Source organism: Flavobacterium endoglycinae (genome assembly GCF_017352115.1).
Lineage (GTDB): Bacteria > Bacteroidota > Bacteroidia > Flavobacteriales > Flavobacteriaceae > Flavobacterium > Flavobacterium endoglycinae.
Map to the genome: position 1 here is coordinate 5,051,375 of NZ_CP071448.1, position 22,738 is coordinate 5,074,112.

Here is a 22,738-nt window from a genome sequence, read left to right on the forward strand (position 1 = left end):
ATGCACAAAAAGATATTCCTTATGCTGTTGGTTTTTATTTTTCATAATCCAATTTTTGCTTCCGCAGAAGATACTATTCGTGTCGGAGCATTCGGAAAAGTCACGCTTTATAAACCCAAAACAACTCCTAATGCGGTCGTTTTGTTTGTTTCTGGCGATGGCGGATGGAACAGCGGTGTGATCGAAATGGCGAAAAATATTGCCGATCAAGGTGCTTTGGTTGCCGGAATTGATATTCAGCATTATTTTAAAGCCATCAAAAAACAAACCTCCAAATGTTATTATCCAGCAGGCGATTTTGAAGAATTAAGTCTGATCCTGCAAAAGAAATTGAAACTGAAACAATATCTCAAACCCATTTTAATTGGTTATTCTTCTGGAGCAACTTTGGTTTACGGAATGCTTGCGCAAGCTCCGGCGAATACCTTTAACGGTGCTCTTGCTTTAGGATTTTGTCCGGATATTGAAACCGACCGTACGTTGTGTGATGGTTCTGGATTGACTTCTCATGTTTTAAAAGTAGGAAAAGCGTATTATCTTGACAAAACCGAAAAACTCACAGCGCCTTTTATTGTCCTTCAGGGAATTACAGATCAAGTTTGCAATTATGCCGAGACCAAAAAATATATGGAAGGATTGAAACAAGGAAAACTCATTACACTTTCAAAAGTGGGTCACGGTTTTTCGGTTACTAAAAACTGGCTTCCTCAGTTGGTGGACGCTTATAAAGAAATTCTAAATACGCCGAATTATGCTAAACAGAAATCGGAACAAAACCCTTTATTGAAAGAACAGCATTTGGCGCCGCTTCCGTTTGAAATGCCTTTAACTTTAATTCCTTCCAAAAATAAAGATGAAAACCAGCCGATAGCATTTGTAATTTCAGGCGATGGCGGATGGACAAGTTTCGACCAATCTGTTGGCGAAGCTTTAGCTGAAAAAGGAATTTCTGTAATTGGTTTAGATGCCCAGAAGTATTTTTGGAATGCCAAAACGCCAACAGAAATTGCCTCAGAAATTGCTAAAGCTGTAACGCATTATTTGCAGCAATGGAACAAAAAATCTTTTATATTGGTTGGTTATTCTTTTGGAGCTTCTGTGGTTCCTTTTACAGCGGCTAATTTTCCAGAGTCTTTAAAAGAAAAATTAAAAGGCGTTTATTCGTTATCGCCAGATGTAAAAGCCGATTTTGAAATCCATATTGCTGATATGCTGAGCCTTGAAAGTTCAAATGATAATTACGATGTGATTTCAGAAATTAAAAAAATCAAAGCCTATAATCCTGTCTGCTTTTTCGGAAGCGAAGAAGATCCTGAAATCCGTAAACGCTTTGCAGCATCGGATATAAAAACCATTGAAATTCCGGGTTCACATCATTATAATAATGATTATATTAAAATTGCAGAAGACATTTTAAAAGAAATTAAGTAAATTTAGAATTGTAAAAAGATGTTATATGCCAAAATCAATTCTAACGTTTATTGCTTTTTTTCTGTCTTTGGTGATACATGCACAATACGAAAAACAGCTTTCCAAAAATATTTCTTTAAGTATCAATGAGAATTTCGAAACCTATTTTTTTGCCGAAAAATTGGCAGTAGAGCATATTGGGTATTATGTTTTTAGCAATAAAGATTCCCGTTACGATCATCAGCCATTGGTCAGTCATGCTGCGGCACATTTTATGAAATGGAAAGACAGCGACGTGATTTTGAAAATTGCAGCAGTACTGGGAAAACTTCGTCCTATTTTAAATGATAATTCCCAGATTTTGGAATATCTCTGGTATTGTAAATCATTTCCTAAAACCGGATTTAAATATTCAGTTCCCAAAGATATTGCGATAAAAGACCCCGTTAAATATCCTAATGCCGAAGTTTTGGTACAAGAATTAACGGAACTTTTAAATGATTTTTATAAACAAGCCCAAGTAGGAGAGTACATTCGCCAGAATAAAAATTATTATCAGGGTGCGATGAAAGAAGCGGCTAAAGATATTGCTGTAAAATCGATTCCGTTTGAAGAAAAATGGTATGGAAAGAAATTTCTAGGTTATATATTTATTCTAATGCCCGGAATGCCTATTACGGAAGGAGAAGATAATTACCGCGCTTTTGGAATTCAGCTCGAAACTCCAAAAGGTAAAATGCCTTCAATGGTTTTTAGTTCAAGTGTCATGATTCCCAAAAAAGAAAATCTGTCTGATTATAAACAATTTGGGTTTGATAATAAAGAAGTAACAAAATTTTTGACCGTTCATGAACTCGGACATTCATTTGTAAATCCGCTTTTACATGATTTTAAAAAAGAAATCGACAGAGATACGATTTTGTTTACACCAAAACTTAAAAAGCATTTAGAGAACTCCTATATCAATAACTGGGACAACTGTATTACAGAGCATTTGGTACGTTTAGGGGAAATCAGAACCGCAAAACTTATGAATGATAAAACGGAAGAGGAGCGTTTGCGAAAAGAACATACCGTTACTATGGGATTTGTACTGCTTCCTTTTCTGGAAAATCATATTATTCAATATGAAAGCGATCGTAAAAAATATCCAGATTTTCGCAGTTTTCTGCCTTTATTATTTAAATCACTTGACACTTTAAAGCCGGAAGACATTGACCGGATGATTGTAAATTAGAATTTTAATCTTCTTAAAAACGTATAATTTTAAGAAATCCCTTAATTAAAATACTGGGTTACAATAAAAATTTAAAATTTTAATATTATTTTTTCGTTATTCAAACGAGGATTTCTCTTAAAATACCTTTCAATCAGATTTTAATAGTAGTTTTTTTCTTCTCGCAGGGAGAAGGTTTGAATGTATAATATTACAATTGCAAAAACAGCTGTTTTTCCTATGAATAAAGGGCTTTTAGAGGCTTTAGAATTCCTTAAGAAATGCTTTATTTTGCATTAATTTGTTAGAAAAAATAAGTCCAAAGAGGAACTACAAAACTGATCCTAAGGATGAAACTTATTATTTATGTATTTAGGAAAAAATGGAGACATATCGAGAATAGAGCTTAAAAAACTAATTGATTTTTTACCTTATCCTATAATCGTTTCTGAAAATACAGATGGAGAATCTAAATATCTGTTTTTTAATAAAAACTTCACGAATAAAATTGGTTACGATTTAAGCGAAATTGAGAACAGAGACGAATTATCGAGATTGTTTTATCCTGATGAAGCTTACCGTGAAAAAATCATCAAAGAATGGAATGCTAAAGCAGAACTGGTAAAGAATAATGAAAAAGGCTTTATTAAAATGAAAGCCAAAATTACTTGTAAATCGGGCGAGAAAAAGTGGTATGAGATTAAAGCTTCACTTGTAAATGATTTAAACATCGTGACGTTTGTTAATATCAACAGCGACATGATTCTGCAGGAAAGACTGAAGAAAAAGAATCTTAATAACGACCGTATGCTTTCTATTTTAGGACATGATCTTCGCAGTCCTATTGCAAATCTTATTTCGATTTCGTCAATGGGCGAGCAGTCAGAGATTTCGCAGGAAGAATTTATTGCTTTAATGCAGATTATAAAAGAAGAATCTGTTGAAGTACTGCAATTATTAGATACGACTTTTAATTGGGCAAAACTGAATTTTAATACCATTCAGCTTAAAGAGACTTTAATCGATTTTAAAGCGCTTATTAACGACGTTTTAAAAGTCTATAAATCGACTTATGAAAATAAAGGAATTGCGGTTACGGTTGATATTGAGAAGATTGGAAGTATCGAAAATGATCTCGAAATCCTAACCATTATAGTGCGAAACCTGATTTCGAATGCCATTAAATTTACATCGAAAAATGGTTTAATTGCGATTTCGGCAGAAGAAAATGAATTGATTATTACTGACAGTGGAGTAGGAATGACCGAAGAAATGGTCGATTCTATTCTCGATCTTAATTATTCAACCCGAAGAGGAACCGATAATGAAAAAGGAGTGGGAATAGGGTTGCAATTGGCGCTAAGCCTTGCCGAAAAAATAAACTGCCGACTTGTAATTAATAGCGAAGTATCGAAAGGAACATCGGTTTCTATCCTTTTTGATTCAGAAGAGAATTAAGTAACGTTACTTTTTTTTCAAATCTTCCGTGATGACTTATAGAAATATCCTGAAGTGTTTCAGCGGTTTTTAAATACGGAATGCCATTTTTATCTTTTACAATTTCTGGATTTTCAACTTCAATCACATTGTTTATATCTTTAAAATCATTTACAGCAATGGTATGAATGCATTCATTGGTAATTACAGTTTGGGTATAATAAGCTTTCTCACCGCAGCTAACTTTTCCCTCAACTTGATCGAATTTTAAAGAATCAAAGGAACAGCAAAGTTTTTTCGGACTGAATTCGCGTATTTTGGTCTGGCGGTTGTAAATTTTATACGCCGCTTCTTTCATGCTCCATAAAAGCCAAACCATTATTTCTGGTTCGTGATACTCCTTTATAAACTGTTGTTCTTCAGTGGTAAAAAGCTTTTCTATAAACCCTTTGCGCTGCCAGTTGCTTTCTATACGTGACTGCGCAAGGTCTATAATGTCGTTACCAATCATTTTTCGGCTAGTTTGGTTTCGATGATTTCTACAGCCGTTTTTACGTCAAGCATTCGTTCCATATCTGCATTATCAATTACGATATCAAAATTTTCTTCGATGTCCAGCACAATATCTACCAGATTTGCAGAATTGATATTCAGATCATTAATAAAATCAGTTTCTTCGGTTAGGTTTTCAAATGCTTCTGTATTTGTCGTAAAAGGCTTTATAATTCCTTTTAATTTCTCTATAAGTGCTGTTTTGTCCATTTTAGTTTTCAAATTTTTTAAATAATATACAAGCATTTACATCGCCAAAACCAAAACTGGCTTTAGCAATTATTTTAGGGTTGGTTTTAATCGTTTTCATCAGCACTTTGGAAGGATCAATAAGGGCTTCTATTTCGGGATGAAGATCGGAACAATTCGTATTTCCAAACAAAAAACCTTCGTGAATCTGCAATACCGCAGCAACACTTTCTATGCTACCCGAAGCACTTAAACAATGCCCGGTAAGACTTTTCAAAGAGTTAATGTACGGAAAATCAGCACCGCTTCGTTTTAGTGCTTTTGTCCAGTTTTCGATTTCAAGACTATCTTTTGTAGTGGCAGTCAAATGCCCGTTTATGGCATCAATTTCGTTTGGATTTATTCCAGCATTTTCAACGGCAGTGGTAATACATCTTTGTACGGCCGTGCTGTTGGGAGCCGTCATTGTACCTCCATCTCGCTGTCCGCCAGAGTTTACGCTTCCGCCTAATACTTCGGCATAAATCACAGCGTTGCGTTCTAAAGCAGTTTCTAGATCTTCAATGACAAAAGCTCCGGCGCCGCTTCCGGGAACAAAACCGGCTGCAGAAACACTCATAGGTCTTGAACCTTCTTCAGGTGTATCATTAAATTTGGAAGAACATACCCGAAGCGCATCAAATCCTCCCCAAATATACGGACCGCTGTCTGAAGTACTTCCTGCAAGAATTCGTTTTGCTTGTCCAGATCGGATTCGGTCATACGCCATTAAAATGGCTTCTGCGCCTGTCGCACAGGCAGAAGAATTGGTGGTAACTTGATTACCCAATCCAATTTTACCGCCAAGATAAGCGCTGACACCGCTGTTCATGGTTTGTGCCACGACAGTACTTCCTAATCGACGGGTTTGGAGATCGTCAATTTTATAAATGCTTTCGCGGAATTTATCAATTCCAGAAGTTCCAGATCCGAAGATGGCGCCGCTGTCCCAATCCGGATGTTCGTTTAATGGCAATCCTGCATTGTTCCAAGCTTCCATACCGGCAATAACGCCATATAAGATTCCTGTACTGTTAAATCCACGAAGTTCAAGTTCTGTAAAATACTGCGCTTTCAATTCATCCGATATTTGTGGCTGTCCCGCAATCTGGCATGAAAACTGCAATTCTTCCAGCTGAGAATCATGTCGGATACCCGAAATACCGTTTTGAAGCGCATTTGTAAACGCCGAAATTCCCACACCATTTGGTGCAGCTACTCCAAGACCCGTTATTACAATTCGCTTTTTCATAATTTCTTCGTTATCATTCCCGCCAAAATGCCTTTGCAGACTTCTTGTCCGGCTTCATTTTTCATTACGGCACTGCATTTTAATTTCCCAAATCGGAAGAACATCTTTTCAGAAGTTACCGTTACTTTTTCATTGGGATAAACAGGTTTTAAAAACTCCATATCGGCAGAAGTAAAGGCAATTACGGTATTTTCTGCAAGTTCATTTCCCAATAAAAATATTCCCAAACAGACCATTCCAATCTGTGCCATGGTTTCAGTTAAAATTACACCCGGAGTTACGGGATTATCTTTGAAATGGCCTTTGTAAAAATCAAGGTTTTCGTTGTAGGTATAGGTTCCGGTTACACCGTTTTCATCGGCATGGAGCAGTTCGTCTACAAATAGAAAAGGTTCGCTGTACGGAAGTTGTTTTACAATATCAGTTAAATTCATACTTTTTTAATTACCATTGCAATAAAACTCTTTGAGCCGAAAATCCGGGACCAAAACTCAGCATTAAACCTTTTTCTCCTTTTTTTGGATTTCGGTTCATAATATTTTCCAAAACATACAAAACGGTAGCGCTTGACATATTGCCGTATTGTTTTAGAATTTCTTTCGTATCGTCTATATTCTTTTCCAATCCGGCAAAAAGAGATTCAACAGTGGTTACAATTTTTTTTCCTCCAGGATGAAAAATCATATGATCGATATCTTTAATATCCAGATTATTCTGTTTTAAAAATGGATGAATGATATCGCCAAAATGAGAAGCAATCGTATCAGGTACTTCGATATCCAAAACCATCTGCAGTCCGCTGTTGGTTAGTTTAAAACCCATCATGTGTTCGGCATCATAAAAATGATACATCTGTTCGTCGAGAATTTCAGGGCCGTAATCTTCTTCTTTTGAAGATAATAAACAGCAGGCTGAGCCATCTCCAAAAATCGCGGCGCTGACAATATTCGGCATTGAAAAATCATCCAGCTGAAAAGTAGCAGTTGGCGATTCCACGGCAATTACTGCGGCCCGTTTACCGGGATTTGATTTTAGGAAATTCTTCGCATAAATAATTCCTGATATTCCGGCGGCACAGCCCATTTCGGTTACGGGGAGACGGACAATATCTTGCCTTAATTTCATTTTATTAATTAAATAAGCGTCTAGTGAAGGAATCATAATTCCGGTGCAGCTTACTGTAATGATATAATCTAAACTCTGCGGATCCCAGCCTTTTTTTTCTAAGGCTTTTTCAAGAACTTGATGTCCTAGAACGATCATTTCACGGCTGTAAATATCATTTTTTTCTTCGAATGAAGTGGCGGTAAAAACTTCCGAAGGCTCCATTATGGAATAGCGTTTATCGACGGAAGCGCCCTCGAATATTTTTTTTACTTTTCGTATAAAACGTTCTTCCTGACCTTCGAGCCATATATCGACAAACGGAAGTATTTCTTCGGTAGTACGTGAATATTGCGGAAGCTGTTTGACAGCGGTGATTATCTTGACACTCATATTTTTGTAATTATCCACTGGTAGCGAAAAGCCCATTTCCAGTTTATGGAGTAGTTTTTTAGATTTAGTTTTTTGGAGAATTGCTCCAGTTCATTTTTTTTGAATCCTTTTAAAATAGAAATCAAACCATCGTTGCGCGACATTCTATTTAGATTGAAAACAACACTGATCAATTCAAATAATCGGTAAGCGAGTTTGCTTCTGTGCAGATCATTTATTACGATTCCTATTGAAGCATTTCGGTTTAGAATGTCCATTACTGCTGCAATTTGATTGGTTGTAAAATGATGTAATGTCAGCGTGCACAAAACAATATCATAGTGCAGCTGATGGAAATCTTCGCTAAAAATATCCATACATACGTATTCTATATTCGGATAATTTTTTGAAAGTTTCTTGGCATAATCAATTGTAAAAGCATTGGCATCAATACCTATTAATTTAAATTGAAGATTGCGTTTCTTTCCATATTTAGCGAGCATTCGCAGCATATCACCATTTCCACAGCCTATGTCGGCAATGGTAATAGTTTTCGAAGTGTCAATTTTTTTTAAAAGTTGTTTTATACCGTGCAGTGTGAGTTTATTTCCCCCCAGCAGCTGATTAATGGAGGCAATTTGATCGAGTGCGCCGATAAGTTCTTCGCTTTGAAGCGAAAAATCGTCCATTATTTCAGTTTCTTCTGTTCTATATTTGGTATTTACGCTCATTATTCAATTGTTATGGGACGACCATGCGTTTGTTTTATAATTACCGATAATATCGCCGGAATCGTTGCTGCAAGGGTAGTCAATACATGGGTAATTTTTTTATGCGTCAATGCTTTGGCTAGTATTCTTCCAAAGAAAAGTCTTCTGCTGAAATGCTTTTTCCATTCTTCAATATACTTTTGTTCGAATGCATTTCGGGATTTTATTCTGCCGTTATGAAAATCAAGTACAAGTTCAGAGGCTATTTTGGCACTATGAATGGCCATTGCCATACCGTTGCCGCACATTGGATGAATTAAACCTGCTGTATCTCCAATCATTACAATATGGTTTTCCACAGGTTCTTTTTTATCGAATGAAATCTGGCTGATGGTTAATGGTTTTTCGAATAGGGAAGTGCTGTTTTCAAAAACAAATTGTAGTTTTTTATTTTTATAAAGTACTGATTTCTGATACTCTTCGATGTTTTTGTATTTTTTAAAAGTTTCAAAATCGGCTAGGTAACAAATGTTTATAATGTCATTTTCTACTTTTGAAACACCGCAGTAACCGCCTTGAAAATTATACAAACCCACGAGACTTTCATCAAAATCTCCAGAGTAATGTGCTTTTACAGCGAGCCAAGGTGATTTTTTTGAAATGAAATCTCTTGAAAGGACTTGATCGATATTTGATCTTTTGCCATAAGCCCCGAGAACTATTTTAGTGGAAAAGATTTGTTCAGATGTGTTAACGGTAAAAACATCACTTTTAAAAGAAATATTTGTAACGGTTTCAGTAACAATCGCACAGCCGTTTTCGACTGCTTTTTGAAATAAGAAATTATCTAGCACGTAGCGGCTGATTCCGAAACCGCCTAACGGAAGTTTAGTTTTTGCTGTTTTGCCGTTTTGCGCCGTAAATTCAAAGTTGGAGATTGAAGTAGGATGAAGTTCTGAAATATTTAAACCAAGCCAAGATAAATACGGAAGAATTTCGTTTGAAATATATTCTCCACAGACTTTATGCCTGGGATATGTATTTTTTTCGATAAGAGTGACTTTCAATCCCTTTTGGGATAAATGTACGGCACCTGCCAGACCGGCAAGTCCTCCTCCTATAATTAATACATCCGAATTTGTTCTCATACTACCAATTTAGTCATAAAATCTTAAATGATCTTAATGAAAGCAGTTAAATGTTTAACAAATTATTTAACTAAATGAGATTGTGGTATGAATTATTTGGCTGGGATAATTAAATGAATAAACTTTTTTATTTGGAGAATAAGAATATTTAATTGAGCATTTCTGTAGTTTCCATTCGCAAACCGTATTCACTTCCTAAATAAAGCGGATTTCCGTGTTTTTCAGACCAAAAACCATCCAGAATATCTTTGTTGATACAGCGATAAACCGCAACACCTTTATACGTTTTATGATCGTCGCCTTTATAGCTGAAATTGATTACCAAAATATTATCCTTAAAGAAACCCGAACCTTTTTGTTTTTGTGAACCATTAATGAGCCAGTCGGCTTTAATACGATTGTTTTCATCCAGAGTTATTTTTAAAACTCCTTTGTAGCTTATTTGATTGCTTTCTTCCTGATTGCTTCCAGAAATAGAATAAGTGCCAATTAAATCTTGTACAGTCATGTATTTTTAATGCAGATTTTAAGATGACACAAATATAAATTGAATGTTTTAATGATTGAAGTAATTCTTCTGTAGAATTATTTATTAAATCAGTTATTCTGCTTCTTTATTACTTACCATTGCATTGGTTATGAGTTCATCATCTATATAAAGTCTGAATTTGTTTTCAGGCTGCAGTACTATTTTTATAGGAGCAGAAATTTTCATTCGAAGCCAGAAACACAATCCCATTCTTTTTCCGTTCTTTTCTTTCAGTAGTTTGGGATCAAAAGGAAAACTTTGAGAAAAGATGCCGTTTCTGGCAGTGGAGTAACAGCGAAAAACAATTTTATCTGTATTTTTTGGAATGTATATTTCGGATTTTCCTTTTCGATCTAATTCCAGATTGACTGAAATTCCTGAAATACTGCTGTGTAAAGCAACTTCTTGAATGGTAGTTTTTCCATCGGATATATTTACAACTTCCAAATTGTTGATACTAAATAGTTCCTGACATAATGCAGCATTCTGTATGTATTGCAATGTGGTTCGACCCATAACAAATAGTACAGTCAATGCTAATGTAGTTAATAATGCTTTTTTTGGAAAATAGGTTTTCGAAAGTATTGATATAAAGAATAATCCGATAAGGAGGAAAATAAAAATTGTTAGTGCAGGATTGATAAATTCTGATGCATCAGGGCCATTACTGCCTCCATTTGGCGTGGCATGTTTTACAGATACATACAAAAAAGACACCATGAAAGCAATTAAAGCAGTGGCAGTCAATGCAACAGACCAATTTGTAAAACGAAGTAAAAACCATTGTATGCCTCCTACTATAAATAAACAAAGGAAAAGTAAAATGCTTAATTCTTTTATATCCTGACTCATTTTATAAATTTTTAACGGATTCAAATCTACAGTGATTATTTTTTCTGTGCATCACTATTTATAATGAGATTGCGCTTCATTTTTTGTGATATACTATTTTTTTCGAGAGCAATATTCTGTAAAACAATTAATTGTGTAAGATTTAATAAAAATCATAGAACCCTTAAAGATTAGATTAGTTTAAATTTGAAATAACTTACAAATCTTAAAAACAATAATTATGAAAACGATATTAAAAATAAAACTATTGGTGCTTACACTTGTGATAGGTTTGTTTCTATCTTGTAAAACCAATTCAGCTTCAGGAGAAGGAGTCTCTTCTGACTCAGATGCCATTAAAGCTGGTGACAGTACATCATTAAATTCGGGTTCAAAAGGAACTACAAGAAATAATGAAGGAAATCAAGAAAGCGATCCGGCTACCGGAGATTTAAAACCGGGAGAATCAAAAATTGATTCGACGGCTGCGCCTAAAAATTAGATTGAATAGTTGCAAAACTTAAAACGGGTTAAAATATACTTCTATATTTTAACCCGTTTTAGTTTTTTATATAAAATGATTAATTTAAATATTTAATTAAATTAGCGAACAGTTTTACGAAATGAAGTCTTGTCATTTTTGATGAAAAAAAGATAACTATTTTTAAGAAACAGTAAAACGTAATATTTTTATTGACTACTATCAACAGCCTAAAACCACAAAAAAACATGAACTCTGAAAAACCAAAAAATGAAATAAACCGTCGCAAATTTTTACAGCATACTGTGAAATTCGCTGCGGCTGGAATGTATTTGGGTGCATTTGGAATGCCTGAATTATTCGCAAATGAAATAATAAATACAGGTAAAGGCGCTGCCGGAATTCCAGATGTGAAATTGAATAATGGTGTAAAAATGCCAATGCTTGGATTTGGAACTTACGGACTTAGCGGAGAAGTTTGCCAGCAATCTGTCAAAGAAGCTATATCTGCGGGATACCGTCTTTTGGATACTGCAAAAGTGTATGGAAATGAAGAAGCAGTAGGGAGGGGAATAAAAGAAAGTGGTATCCCTAGAAAAGAACTTTTTGTTACTTCGAAACTCTGGGTTGATGATGCAGGTTATGAAACTGCGAAAAAAGGTTTTGAAGAAACTTTGAGAAAATTACAACTGGATTATCTTGATTTGTATTTAATACACCGTCCAAGAGGTGATGTAAAAGGTTCTTGGAAAGCAATGGAAGAACTTTACCAAGCAGGAAAAATCAAGGCTATTGGTATAAGCAATTTTGATCCTGTTCAGCTGGCAGATCTTTTGTCTTATGCAAAAGTAAAACCAGTTATAAATCAAATTGAAACACATGCGTATTTTCAGCAAAACAATGATTTTAAAGTATTAAAACAGCATAATATTCATATGGAAGCATGGGCGCCTTTTGCCGAAGGCCGTAATGGTCTTTTTACAGATGAAGTATTAACCCAGATTGCTAAAAAGTACAATAAAACCACAGCGCAGGTAAGTTTAAGATGGCATTTTCAGCGTGGTATTGTTGCGATTCCAAGATCTTCACAAAAAGCTCATATTGTAGAAAACCTAGATATATTTGATTTCAAACTTGCTGATGCAGATATGAAAGCAATTGAACAGCTTGATTTGAATAAAACCCAGTTTCCAGAATGGAGCTAAGTATAGAAGGAATGGTTTGGTAAAAATTGGATTTTAATAAAAATAAAAAAGGAAACAGTTATTCTGTTTCCTTTTTTATTTTTATGTATAGAAATCTATTTTCCGCTTGAAGCAGTAATTTTTCCTAACTGAAGTCTGTAGTCAGGTCTTTTTTGATTGTATACGTCTACAAAAGTTTCTTTGTTGTCGCTTTGAGCATACACGTTAAAAAATACGCTGTTACCATACCAGTTTTCTAAATCTGCATTGTCACTTCTGTTTTCTGTAAAGATGTTACCGCTGCATTGGTTAAAAAACATTTCTTCAAATTTGATTTTCTTTAAGTTATCAGCATTGATTTCAGTTTTGCTGTCTAAAAGAACTGCAGGATTAAAACCTGAAACTACGCTTCTTTTTAATTCTAAAGAAGCATTTTCAGCAACATATACAGCTTCTTTTACTAAACCAGCTTGGATATCAGCTTTAATATTTTCGCTGTCATTCAACATTGTTATGTTTGAAGCAGAAACGAATGTACCTTTTTTAGTAAAGTCAGTTTCACTTTTCTTTTCATATGATTTTACTTCTAAACATCTAGAACCATCTTTATTACTTGATAAATAAGAAGATCTTACGGCTAAAGAGTTAAAAAGACGGCATTGGATTCCTTGAGTAAATTTAAAATCATCGTTTATTGATTTGTATGAAACTAGTTGAGAAGCATTTACATCTCCGCCATAAAAAGCAAATGAATCACCTCCTGAGTAGCTTACCATAATGTTTTCTAAAACAGTTTTGTTTCCAACACCTGCAATAGTCAGTCCATTAAAAGTATCTGCACCTTTTACTTTTTTTCCAGCAAATTCAATTCTAACAAATTTTAAAATTCCTGAGTTTCCTGCTTGATTGTTTCCTCCGTATACAGTTAGGGCAGGATCAAGATCCATAGTATAGGCACCAGCGCTGCCAAATTTATTGATTGGTGCATCTCCAAGAATTACTACACCTCCCCAGTCACCAGCTTTTTTCATGCTGCGGTTTGAGGTAAATACAATAGGATCTGTTTCTTGGCCTTCAGCCATAATTTTAGCACCTTTTGTAATTACTAAAGTTCCTTTTGTTTCAGCATCTCCAATAATCACGGTACCAGGTTCAATAGTAAGAACAGCATTATTAGTCACATACACATTACCTTGAAGAATGTATACGTTTCTTTTTAATAGTTTAGTGTTCTCGGCAATATTCCCAGCTAAAATTTGATTTGCATCTCTGATTTCAGACTTGTGAGGCTTGAATTCAGTCCAGTTGTCCAGCCAGTTGCTGTACCCAATTATTCCTTTTTCCTGTTGTGCATTTACACCCGCTGCTGCCAGCAACAGGCAAATCATTAGAGTAATTTTTTTCATAGTCTTGGGGGCTTTAGGTATTATACATTCTTATTTTCAGCAAATAAAATGCCAGAGTCTAGTACTACTAGGACTATTCACAAAATTATGCAAATTGAGCAGAGTCTTGAACACTTTACTCAAATTTAACAATTTTATCTGAGAACTTTAACAAAAATCTATTTAAATTATATAATTAAGTTAAATTAAAAAGAAAAAGACTGATTTTTACTACAGAAATTTTTTAGTTTGACGTAAACTTTCCTTATTTTTCAATATAGAAATTAGTTTATCCAATGAATATGCAGTTTAATTTAGTTTAGAATTGGGCGCTAATTTGTTTTTATAAACAATCTTCCTCTAAAAGTTATGGTGCTTTTGTATTTGTAGTAAAAATACAACATCCATTATAGTAACCGCTTCAAATGTATTATCCTATTAAATCTCATAAGGTTAATTTTAGTATTTAATTATAACTAAATATCTAAACCACAAATTATGAGAAAATTAAACAAGATTACCGTATTGCTAACATGCATTTTAGGATTTTCTTCTTGCGCTGAAAGTTCTGTAACCGAAAAATCATCAGTTGATGCGAGTACAAATGGAAGTACTAAAAAAGTCGCCGGATCTCCCTGGGTAAAACAATTTGAAGACACCTTTGATGTAGGATCTAATTTGTCACAATGGACAAAAGAACAACGAGCCGATTATAACTCGTGGTATTGTGACTATTCTAGTTCAGTGCCCAGTACACAATGGAGAGATGGAAAACAATGCTTGGAAATCAAGACTACAAAGTTAAATGCCTATAAATACCAATCTGGTTTTATAACTTCTAATTACCAATACAAGCCCGAAAATAACACAGAGTACATGCTGTCGGCGAATATTAAGTTAATAGCGATGGACGGCGGTACTTATAAATCTTTTAAAGATACGTATGGGGCGTGGCCGGCGTTTTGGTCTGTACAGGGAAATGGCTGGCCAACAAAAGGAGAAATCGATATTATGGAGGGGTATTCATTTGCGCCCAATGCAAGTCGTTTTACTTCGAATATTTTTTACGGAACTACTGTAGGTACAAACTCATTAGGAAATTCAGCCGAAAGAAATTATCCGTCTAGTTTTAATGTAGATGCAAATAACGGATGGCATTTATATGAATCTTTCTGGAAAATGAAAGACAACGTAGTGACCGTAACTATTAAGGTTGATAACAATACTGTTGCCACCTATACGAATAGCAGTGTATCCAATCTAAATTTCAATAATTTTGGGACACATTCTATTATTTTTAATTTGAATGTAGGTTCAAAAGATTCTAATTTTATCGATCCTAATAAAATAAATTTATTTACAACGGTAATGATGTGGGTAGATGATGTTACGGTTTATAAAAGACCAATTTAAATTAGTTGTTTATCCAATAAAAAAAGCCTGCGAAATATGTTTCGCAGGCTTTTCTTTTTATTAGAGTTTTAGAAGGCTACATTTAATCTAAACCTTCTAAAAATCCTGTGTGTGAACTTTTAACTGCAAAATTAGCATCGTACAATAAAGGCCAGTCATTGCCTGGATGATTCAGTTCTGTGTTGTATGGAATCCAAGATTCATTATCTCTCATTCCCCAAATGGTTAAAGCATATTTATTGGCGGCAGGAAGCGCATTGTAAATTTTCACCATCTCTTTATATTTTGCTTTTTGGGCTAGTCTTCTTTCATTTGTAAAAGTCGAGATATCATTAAATTGGTTTACTTGTATATCCAATTCTGAAACGTGGATTTTTAAACCTTTTGCCACAGCTTTGTTCAAATCAGCTTCAATTTGAGCTTTTGTTGGGCTTAAATAGGTATTATGCATTTGAAAACCAACACCATCTATTACTTTAGCAGCTTTTAAATCATCTAATAAACTAAAAACTTTATCTTGTTTAGCAGTATTAGCTGAAGTAGCATAATCATTGTAAAATAATAACAATGAAGTATCACCAGCAGCTGTTGCGGCAGCTCGTGCCCATTGAAAACAGTCTTTTACGTAATTAGGTCCCATTCGCTGCAAGAAAATAGTATTTCTCATTGTACCGCCATTATCATCTACAGCTTCATTTACAACATCCCAAGATTTTACTTTTCCAGCATAATGTGTCACTACATCGGTAATGTATTTTTTGACTTCTGCAGCAAATTCAGCATCTGTACCAGAGAAATCTTTTAACCATTGTGGTACTGAATTGTGCCACACCAAAGCATGACCATGAACATTAATGTTATTAGCATTTCCGTAGGCTACAATTTTATCGGCTACAGTCCAGTTGTAAATACCGCTTGCCGTAGAAATCTGATCCATTTTCATTTCGTATTCGGCAGAAATACTGCTGAATTCATTTTTCAAAATTATATCATATGGACTTCCATTGGTCAATTGTGAAGCTTTTATAGCCATTCCCACAAAGAATGGATTAGCCAATTTATTTACTTTTACCTTTAAAAAGGTCGGATCTTCAGGTATACCGCTCGAACCTGTGGTAACAACACTAATTACATTTGAGTAATTTGAAATCTCTGTTCCTGATTTGGCTCTAACGCGATAAAAATATTGCGTTCCGCCAGTTAATCCTACTACAACATCATTTAAATCTGTAACTTCTTTTGCATTGTAGTTTGGCACAAAAGTGGTAAAATCTTCTGTAGTCGAAACATCCAAAAGATAACTTTTAGAATAGGAAACATAATTCCATTTTGCTCTAAAACCATTATCATTTACATCTTTTGGGGCATTTGCAACTGGTGTTTCCAGAGCTTCCACGGTTTCATTATCGTCTTTCGAGCATGCATTTAAAAAAAAGACGATGCTGGCCAGCATTAATAAAAATTTACTTTTCATACTGTTTTTATTATGAAACATTCTTTTGGAGAGAATGTCATTATTTATAGTTATTTATTCGGGTTAATAAAAGAGGCCGTTTTGACCACAGCCTCTTTTTAAGTTAAAATGCGAGATTAATTATTGATAACGAATTTTAATATTATCAAATTTAATGGCACTTGGGTTAGGCGAATCTCCCTGAGCGACTCCAACTTTAATTTCATTAATTTTAGAAGGATTTAAATTGGCAGCTGTATTAGAACCAAAACCGTAATTATCTTTAAAATCAGCTATTGATATGGTTTTTGTGATCCAGTTTACATCGGTAATTTTGAAATTATAACCATAGTTTACGCCGTCAATTGTATTTAACTGAATGGCAAAATTAGCCCCAACCACATTGGCACTCACATCAATATCAATATAAGCTTTTGCTGCATCTGTATTAGAAGTACTTAAGAAACTAGCGCCGCCGCCGCCACTGCTTCCGTTGTAACCATTTGCAGTTGAACCGCCCCATACTAATGTGGTGTAATTTCCTGTTGGGCCACCCGGAGTACTGGTATTGAAGCTTTCAACATCTCCATAAGATGTCCATTCTGTTCTAGCACCATTTCCGTCAAAATCAGATACAAGAATTATGGTAGCAAAATCTATTGTCTTTTTTGCTGAACCGCCAGGAGTGGTAACAACTAATTCTGATCCTGAAACAGCATTAGCAGGTAAACCGATGATAATTGAAGTTGCGGATTTTACCGTGTAACTAACCGCTTTTCCTGCTAGGGTTATCGATGAAATATTATAAAACCACGTTCCTTCAATTTCTAATGGAAATCCTGGAGTTGCTACCGCAGGGGTTGTTTTGGTGATAGTGGGAACAGGCTGTAAAATCTCAATATTTTTGGTTACCGAGCCAGTTCCAGTTGTAAAAGTAATAGGCTGAACACCAAATCTGCTTCCCAGTTTTTCATCAAATGGAATAGTGAAAATAAACGATTTATCTGAATTATAGTTAGGATTAAAACTGATATTAATGGTATTATCGAGTGTAATCTTTTTTAATCCTTCCAAACCTTTGCCTTCAACTCTGACTTTATTCATTGGAAAGGCTTGGTTTAGTAAGTCTCCGGGTTCGGCCACCATAGCATCTATGCTGGCAGTAACTGCGTCGTCATTCTGGCAGGCTGTAAAAGAAGTGAGCGCCAGAAGAATTAAAATTCCGTGTTTTATTTTATTAATCATGATAAGGTTAGTTAAAGTTAAAAGGAACCGGAGGTTCTAATAAAGATGGATTGGTATCAATAGCAGATTGCGGCAAAGGCAGTTCGAAATAATTACTTCCTGGAGTTATTTTTCTTGAAATTAGTTCTGTTCTGGCATCATCAGAATAAAATCCAACTTCCTGCTGTGAAATAATAGCAGTTGCTTCTGTCAAGCCTCGGCGTTTTAAATCGAAGAAATATTGTCCTTCAAGGGCAAATTCAATTCTTCTTTCATTAAATAAATCATCTCTTGTCAGTACCGTTTTGGCTGGCAAACCCGCTCTTGCTCTCACTTCGTTAAATGAACTTAAAGCTGAGGCCGAAGTAGTGGAAGTTCCTCCTGCCAATATTGCTTCTGAATTCATTAATAAAATATCCGAATATCTTAGAATGATCGTGTTTTGTGATGTTCTCATAAAAAAGACATCATTTCGTTCGGCAGCAGAACCTACAATATATTTTCTAAAGTTAGCCGCTGTCGAAGAGTATATTTTTTTATAGGTAAAACCGCCCTGATTTTTTAATAATTCAGGATAAAAGTCACCATCGGTCATGATGGTGCTCTTTTTTCTGGTGTCATTTGGTTCAAATCCGTTTTGAAGGGAAATAGATGGAAGATAAACTCCCCATCCGTCGCCGCCGCCAGTTATTCCTGTACCTCCCGGAACTATATAAGCTTGATTTGTATTTTGTGTTCCCCATTCTGTCGCAATGGCTTTCCACTGCAGGGCAAACATACTTTCTGCGCTATTGTTGTTTTCTGGGCTGCTGAATAAGTTGCCGTATTCTTGAATTAAAGTGTACTGATTGCCCATGATTTTTTGGGTTAGCGCAGCACATTGAGCATATTCATTTAAAGTTAAATGAACTTTGGCAAGAATTCCCATTGCGGCATATTTGGTAACGTATCCCTTTTTGGCTGGTCTTTCAGGTAAATTTTCTACAGCATATTCCAAATCTTGTTTGATGAATTTGTACACATCCGATACTAGGTTTCTTTTTGGCTGTGCGGCTGATCCTGCTTTATTAATGATGGGTACAGCTCCAAAAGTTCTCACGAGATAGAAATAAGCGTTGGCCCTCATAAATCTTGAAATAGCAATAGCATTTTTATAAGAGGCTTCAGGCAGTTCACTTTTTCTGTCTTCGACTAAACTCATTAAATTATTCGATTGGTCGATAACCGAAAATAAGGCTACGTATCCTTCTGTAAGGATTGGGTTTTGAGATGTTACTTGAGCATCTTTAAATTGCGAATAGGCACCGTCAAAAGTAAAGGTATTTCCAGCATACATGTCGCCTACAGCAATCAGGAATTTGTCGTTAAAGGCAAACCAAGGTTTAAAGTACAAACTTTCGGCAATTCCATCAAAAGCGGTAACGCCTTCAGGCAGATCTCCTGGTGTTAATTGGTTTTCAGAAGGTGCATCTAAAAAGTCATCTGAACAGGAAAATAAAGATAGCAATGGTATCAGCATTCCCATCAAAAAAAGTTTAAAAAGTTTTTTCATAACTAAATTTTTATGTAACGATTATGAATCATTATTAAATGTGTTTTTATAAAGCTTAGAATTCTAAATTTACTCCTATAGAAGTGGTTCTTGGTACAGGATAACGTCCTAGATCGATACCGCTTAATGTTATATTCTGGTCTAGGTTTCCAAGAGCTGGGTCAAATCCGGTATATTTTGTGAACGTATATAAATTTTGAACGTTTACATACAACCTTACTTTAGATATAATAGAATTATCGAAAATCTTATTTGGTAAATCGTAGCTTAAAGAAACATTCTGAATTCTTAAATAAGAACCATCTTCAACAAATCTGTTCGAGATTCTTCCGTTACCATTTGGGTCATTAAGGGTAATTCTCGGCACATCGGTATTTTCATTAACTCCAGGTTCAAAAGCATGCATGGCCTGTGTGCTCACATTACCAAATCGGTCACCAAATCCCGGATAAATACCATCAATATAGTGACGTGTAAAGTTGTAAATCTGATTGCCCTGACTTCCGGTTAAAACCACTGATAAATTGAAGTTTTTATATCTAAAATTATTAGTAACAGCATAAGTAAAATCAGGAATGGCATCTCCAATGGCTGTCTGGTCCTTACTGTCTATTTTTCCATCGCCATTAAGATCTTTAAAACGAATATCTCCAACTCCTGTTCCTGTTTCCTGAACTGGTCCTGCTGCTAATTCAGCTGCATTTTTAAACAAACCGTCTGTTACATATCCATAAAATTGCCCTACTGGTTGTCCTTCGGTAGTTCTGGTAACGTTGTATAAATCGAACTGCACTTTTCCTAACAGCGATTTACCCTGACCTTGAAAATGGGTCAGTTCATTATTGTATTTTGAAAAAATGATCGTTGTATCCCAGTTAAAATTTTCAGTAGCAATATTTCTGGTGTTTAATGTAAGTTCAATCCCTTTGGTTACAATTTCACCTGTATTTAGATAATAATTAAGGGCACTTTGATTTGATTCGTCATTGATTTGTTTGGTTAGGAAATCAGAAGAATTTTTAATGTAATAATCAAAGTCAATTTTTACTCTGTTATTAAGCATTGCCAGTTCGAAACCAGTATTGAAAGATTTAAGAGATTCCCATTTTATATTCGGATTTCCTAAATTGTCTATAGTTGGTGAAACGCCGCCAAACGGAGATGCCAGCAGCGATAAAATAGTTTGATATCTATTTGCCGGAATATTTTGATTTCCTACAAGACCATAACCAGCTCTGAATTTTAAGTAATTGATACTGTTTGATAGTGGCTCAAAAAACTTTTCGTTACTTACTGTCCATCCTCCAGAAAATGAAGGGAAATAACCCCATTTGTTATTAGGTCCAAAGTTTGATGAAGCATCGGCTCTTAAAGAAGCAGAAAAAGAATAACGATCTGAGAAACTGTAATTCAGCCTCGAAATATAAGATGTCATAGACCAGCGTCCAGAACCATTTCCATTTAAAGCAGTAGCAATATCACCAATATTTAAATTTGTGAAATCTTTGTTTAGGAATTCACCCGTTCTGTAACCGCTTAAATATTCATAGTAACTTTCTTGTGCCTCCTGACCCAATAAAAATGTGAAATTATGTTTTTCGTTGATTGTTTTGTTGTAGGTCAAGTAGTTTTTAATGTTCCAGTAATAGCTCTGATCTTGTTGTTTGAATGATTTATTTAAAAGCTCTGATACATTTCCCAGCGTATATTTCGGTGCAAAAGCTTTGTTTTTTGAAAAATTTAAATCATAACCCAGTTCAGATCTAAAAACTAATCCTTTCATCAGGGTAAAATCAGCAAATAGATTTCCGTTGATTTTGAATCTTTCTGTGGTTGAATTATTGTATTCTGATAAAGCGATTGGGTTTGTTGCCTCATTTGCAGATGAACCTAAACCAGATGTTGGACCTGCATAAGATCCGTCAGGGCTTCTAACAGGTAATTCTGGAGATTGTCTTAAGGCGTTCATTACTAATCCGCCTCTATCATCGTTTCTTACGACTTGCTGCGATGATTTGCTTATAGATAAGCTGTTGCCGATTTTAAGCCATGATTTTACATTAGAATCGACATTTAAACGCATCGATAATCTGTTGAAATCAGAATTTAAAACGATTCCTTCCTGATCAAAATAATTTAAAGAGGTATAAAAACGTGTTCCTTCTTTTTCTCCAGAAAATGAAAGCTGATGATTATACATTGTAGCTGATCTAAAAAGTTCGTCCTGCCAATTGGTACCATTTCCTAATAAATTAGGTTTTTGGTATTGATAAGGCACAGGTTCTCCGTTTAATTTGTAAATTTTAGCTTGATAAGCTGCATACTGCGGCAGGTTTAAAACATCAACAGTGTTGGTTATTTCCTGAGTTCCTAAATAGGTTTCGTACGCAAATTTTGATTTTCCTTTTTTCCCTTTTTTGGTCGTAATCAAAACCACACCATTTGCACCATTAGAACCGTAAATAGCAGTTGCCGATGCATCTTTTAAAATGTCGATAGTTTCAATATCTGAAATATTTAAGCTGGATAAAGCTGAATTTTTAGTTTGTCCATTTCCTCCGCCTAAAGCGCTGAATGAAAATGAATCGTTGTTTCGATCTGCAAAAACCGGAGTGCCATCAATTACATATAAAGGTTCATTTCCGTTGATAGAAGTAATTCCTCTAATCTGCACCGAAATTCCTCCTCCTGGTGTTCCTGAATTTTGAGTGACATTTACACCGGCAGCTTTCCCCACAAGCGCCTGATCGATAGAAGTAAAGGGTTTGTCCTGAATTTCAGAAGCTTTTATAGACGAAACGGCACCGTTGATGTCTTTTCGTTTTGAAGTTCCGTACCCAATAACTACCACTTCATTTAATTTTTCCAGATCGCTTACTAAGTTTACCTGCATAACTGATTTTGTATCTGCCGGCAGTGTTACGTTTTTATATCCTACATAACTAAAAAGCAATAATGCTTTTGGTTCTACATTGTTTAATACAAAACTCCCGTCAAAATCGGTTACGGTTCCGTTTTTTGTTCCTTGTACTATTACACTAACACCGGGAAGACTATTTCCTCCAGATGTTACTTTACCTTTAACAGTTTGAGCGTAGAAAAAATTTCCCCACATACATACTATTAAACACAATAGTTTTTTTAATGTTCTTCTCTGCATAAAATTGGTTGTTTAGTTTACTTGAAATAATTAGTTAATCGTTAAGTTTTAGAGAAATATTCAAAAATCGAAGTGTTTTTTGAGCTGCTAATTTTGA

20 protein-coding genes are annotated in these 22,738 nt (G+C 35.0%); 6 read left to right on the forward strand and 14 right to left on the reverse strand.

The features are described from left to right. The 3 genes from J0383_RS21785 to J0383_RS21795 all read left to right on the forward strand — a co-directional run bounded on the left by J0383_RS21785 (position 1) and on the right by J0383_RS21795 (position 4,084). Positions 1 to 1,431, forward strand: a complete 1,431-nt coding sequence (locus J0383_RS21785) for an AcvB/VirJ family lysyl-phosphatidylglycerol hydrolase (RefSeq protein ID WP_207296056.1) — start codon at positions 1 to 3, stop codon at positions 1,429 to 1,431. 25 nt (positions 1,432 to 1,456) lie between these two features. Next, entirely contained in the window at positions 1,457 to 2,647 is a 1,191-nt protein-coding gene (locus tag J0383_RS21790; protein WP_207296057.1) for a DUF4932 domain-containing protein, read from the forward strand. Positions 2,648 to 2,992: 345 nt separating this feature from the next. Beyond that, the gene (locus J0383_RS21795; RefSeq protein WP_207296058.1) at positions 2,993 to 4,084 is read left to right on the forward strand and encodes a sensor histidine kinase; all 1,092 of its coding nucleotides are present in this window, start codon (positions 2,993 to 2,995) and stop codon (positions 4,082 to 4,084) included. Here J0383_RS21795 and J0383_RS21800 read toward each other — a convergent pair. The 9 genes from J0383_RS21800 to J0383_RS21840 all read right to left on the reverse strand — a co-directional run bounded on the left by J0383_RS21800 (position 4,056) and on the right by J0383_RS21840 (position 10,810). Continuing rightward, complete coding sequence (locus J0383_RS21800) at positions 4,056 to 4,574, reverse strand: 4'-phosphopantetheinyl transferase superfamily protein (RefSeq protein WP_207296059.1); 519 nt, start codon at positions 4,572 to 4,574, stop codon at positions 4,056 to 4,058. The genes J0383_RS21795 and J0383_RS21800 overlap by 29 nt on opposite strands. Then, positions 4,571 to 4,825 (reverse strand): acyl carrier protein, encoded by a 255-nt coding sequence (locus J0383_RS21805; RefSeq protein WP_207296060.1) that lies wholly within the window; start codon positions 4,823 to 4,825, stop codon positions 4,571 to 4,573. The genes J0383_RS21800 and J0383_RS21805 overlap by 4 nt, the downstream gene beginning before the upstream one ends. Position 4,826: 1 nt before the next feature. Continuing rightward, positions 4,827 to 6,095, reverse strand: a complete 1,269-nt coding sequence (locus tag J0383_RS21810) for a beta-ketoacyl-[acyl-carrier-protein] synthase family protein (RefSeq protein ID WP_207296061.1) — start codon at positions 6,093 to 6,095, stop codon at positions 4,827 to 4,829. Continuing rightward, positions 6,092 to 6,529 (reverse strand): 3-hydroxyacyl-ACP dehydratase FabZ family protein, encoded by a 438-nt coding sequence (locus J0383_RS21815; protein ID WP_207296062.1) that lies wholly within the window; start codon positions 6,527 to 6,529, stop codon positions 6,092 to 6,094. Before J0383_RS21815 ends, J0383_RS21810 begins: the two co-directional genes overlap by 4 nt. Positions 6,530 to 6,539: 10 nt before the next feature. Beyond that, the gene (locus J0383_RS21820; protein ID WP_207296063.1) at positions 6,540 to 7,592 is read right to left on the reverse strand and encodes a type III polyketide synthase; all 1,053 of its coding nucleotides are present in this window, start codon (positions 7,590 to 7,592) and stop codon (positions 6,540 to 6,542) included. Continuing rightward, positions 7,589 to 8,302, reverse strand: a complete 714-nt coding sequence (locus tag J0383_RS21825) for a methyltransferase domain-containing protein (protein WP_207296064.1) — start codon at positions 8,300 to 8,302, stop codon at positions 7,589 to 7,591. Before J0383_RS21825 ends, J0383_RS21820 begins: the two co-directional genes overlap by 4 nt. Further along, positions 8,302 to 9,429, reverse strand: a complete 1,128-nt coding sequence (locus tag J0383_RS21830; RefSeq protein WP_207296065.1) for an NAD(P)/FAD-dependent oxidoreductase — start codon at positions 9,427 to 9,429, stop codon at positions 8,302 to 8,304. The genes J0383_RS21825 and J0383_RS21830 overlap by 1 nt, the downstream gene beginning before the upstream one ends. 148 nt (positions 9,430 to 9,577) lie before the next feature. Continuing rightward, positions 9,578 to 9,937, reverse strand: coding sequence for a hypothetical protein (locus J0383_RS21835; RefSeq protein WP_207296066.1), 360 nt, complete (start codon positions 9,935 to 9,937; stop codon positions 9,578 to 9,580). 93 nt (positions 9,938 to 10,030) lie between these two features. Continuing rightward, positions 10,031 to 10,810 (reverse strand): hypothetical protein, encoded by a 780-nt coding sequence (locus J0383_RS21840; RefSeq protein ID WP_207296067.1) that lies wholly within the window; start codon positions 10,808 to 10,810, stop codon positions 10,031 to 10,033. 220 nt (positions 10,811 to 11,030) lie between these two features. Between J0383_RS21840 and J0383_RS21845 the strand changes: the two genes are divergently transcribed. Together J0383_RS21845 and J0383_RS21850 are read left to right on the forward strand one after the other, a co-directional pair. Next, positions 11,031 to 11,291: a hypothetical protein gene (locus J0383_RS21845; protein WP_207296068.1), complete on the forward strand. Its 261-nt coding sequence runs from the start codon at positions 11,031 to 11,033 to the stop codon at positions 11,289 to 11,291. 227 nt (positions 11,292 to 11,518) lie between these two features. After that, complete coding sequence (locus J0383_RS21850) at positions 11,519 to 12,475, forward strand: aldo/keto reductase (protein WP_207296069.1); 957 nt, start codon at positions 11,519 to 11,521, stop codon at positions 12,473 to 12,475. A 95-nt stretch (positions 12,476 to 12,570) separates the two neighbouring features. On the opposite strand, the gene J0383_RS21855 is transcribed toward J0383_RS21850, so the two are convergent. Further along, positions 12,571 to 13,860 (reverse strand): hypothetical protein, encoded by a 1,290-nt coding sequence (locus J0383_RS21855; protein ID WP_207296070.1) that lies wholly within the window; start codon positions 13,858 to 13,860, stop codon positions 12,571 to 12,573. A 477-nt stretch (positions 13,861 to 14,337) separates the two neighbouring features. Between J0383_RS21855 and J0383_RS21860 the strand changes: the two genes are divergently transcribed. Continuing rightward, the gene (locus J0383_RS21860) at positions 14,338 to 15,252 is read left to right on the forward strand and encodes a glycoside hydrolase family 16 protein (protein WP_207296071.1); all 915 of its coding nucleotides are present in this window, start codon (positions 14,338 to 14,340) and stop codon (positions 15,250 to 15,252) included. An 82-nt stretch (positions 15,253 to 15,334) separates the two neighbouring features. Here the strand turns inward: J0383_RS21860 and J0383_RS21865 are convergent, their stop codons facing one another. The 4 genes from J0383_RS21865 to J0383_RS21880 form a co-directional block, all read right to left on the reverse strand. Continuing rightward, a complete protein-coding gene (locus tag J0383_RS21865) occupies positions 15,335 to 16,726 on the reverse strand; it encodes an endo-1,4-beta-xylanase (protein WP_207296072.1) in 1,392 nt (463 codons plus the stop codon). Positions 16,727 to 16,846: 120 nt separating this feature from the next. Further along, positions 16,847 to 17,950, reverse strand: coding sequence for a hypothetical protein (locus tag J0383_RS21870; protein WP_207296073.1), 1,104 nt, complete (start codon positions 17,948 to 17,950; stop codon positions 16,847 to 16,849). 7 nt (positions 17,951 to 17,957) lie between these two features. Then, a complete protein-coding gene (locus J0383_RS21875) occupies positions 17,958 to 19,481 on the reverse strand; it encodes a RagB/SusD family nutrient uptake outer membrane protein (protein WP_207296074.1) in 1,524 nt (507 codons plus the stop codon). A 55-nt stretch (positions 19,482 to 19,536) separates the two neighbouring features. Beyond that, positions 19,537 to 22,641 carry a SusC/RagA family TonB-linked outer membrane protein gene (locus J0383_RS21880; protein WP_207296075.1) on the reverse strand — a complete coding sequence of 1,035 codons (3,105 nt, stop codon included), beginning with the start codon at positions 22,639 to 22,641 and terminating at the stop codon, positions 19,537 to 19,539. Positions 22,642 to 22,738: the final 97 nt, after the last annotated feature.

Coding starts and splice junctions, on each gene's coding strand:
- J0383_RS21805 (WP_207296060.1), bottom strand. CDS start 4,825: ATGGACAAAACAGCACTTATAGAGAAATTAAAAGGAATTATAAAGCCT.
- J0383_RS21785 (WP_207296056.1), top strand. CDS start 1: ATGCACAAAAAGATATTCCTTATGCTGTTGGTTTTTATTTTTCATAAT.
- J0383_RS21810 (WP_207296061.1), bottom strand. CDS start 6,095: ATGAAAAAGCGAATTGTAATAACGGGTCTTGGAGTAGCTGCACCAAAT.
- J0383_RS21880 (WP_207296075.1), bottom strand. CDS start 22,641: ATGCAGAGAAGAACATTAAAAAAACTATTGTGTTTAATAGTATGTATG.
- J0383_RS21795 (WP_207296058.1), top strand. CDS start 2,993: ATGTATTTAGGAAAAAATGGAGACATATCGAGAATAGAGCTTAAAAAA.
- J0383_RS21825 (WP_207296064.1), bottom strand. CDS start 8,302: ATGAGCGTAAATACCAAATATAGAACAGAAGAAACTGAAATAATGGAC.
- J0383_RS21855 (WP_207296070.1), bottom strand. CDS start 13,860: ATGAAAAAAATTACTCTAATGATTTGCCTGTTGCTGGCAGCAGCGGGT.
- J0383_RS21820 (WP_207296063.1), bottom strand. CDS start 7,592: ATGAGTGTCAAGATAATCACCGCTGTCAAACAGCTTCCGCAATATTCA.
- J0383_RS21830 (WP_207296065.1), bottom strand. CDS start 9,429: ATGAGAACAAATTCGGATGTATTAATTATAGGAGGAGGACTTGCCGGT.
- J0383_RS21850 (WP_207296069.1), top strand. CDS start 11,519: ATGAACTCTGAAAAACCAAAAAATGAAATAAACCGTCGCAAATTTTTA.
- J0383_RS21875 (WP_207296074.1), bottom strand. CDS start 19,481: ATGAAAAAACTTTTTAAACTTTTTTTGATGGGAATGCTGATACCATTG.
- J0383_RS21860 (WP_207296071.1), top strand. CDS start 14,338: ATGAGAAAATTAAACAAGATTACCGTATTGCTAACATGCATTTTAGGA.
- J0383_RS21815 (WP_207296062.1), bottom strand. CDS start 6,529: ATGAATTTAACTGATATTGTAAAACAACTTCCGTACAGCGAACCTTTT.
- J0383_RS21800 (WP_207296059.1), bottom strand. CDS start 4,574: ATGATTGGTAACGACATTATAGACCTTGCGCAGTCACGTATAGAAAGC.
- J0383_RS21870 (WP_207296073.1), bottom strand. CDS start 17,950: ATGATTAATAAAATAAAACACGGAATTTTAATTCTTCTGGCGCTCACT.
- J0383_RS21835 (WP_207296066.1), bottom strand. CDS start 9,937: ATGACTGTACAAGATTTAATTGGCACTTATTCTATTTCTGGAAGCAAT.
- J0383_RS21845 (WP_207296068.1), top strand. CDS start 11,031: ATGAAAACGATATTAAAAATAAAACTATTGGTGCTTACACTTGTGATA.
- J0383_RS21865 (WP_207296072.1), bottom strand. CDS start 16,726: ATGAAAAGTAAATTTTTATTAATGCTGGCCAGCATCGTCTTTTTTTTA.
- J0383_RS21790 (WP_207296057.1), top strand. CDS start 1,457: ATGCCAAAATCAATTCTAACGTTTATTGCTTTTTTTCTGTCTTTGGTG.
- J0383_RS21840 (WP_207296067.1), bottom strand. CDS start 10,810: ATGAGTCAGGATATAAAAGAATTAAGCATTTTACTTTTCCTTTGTTTA.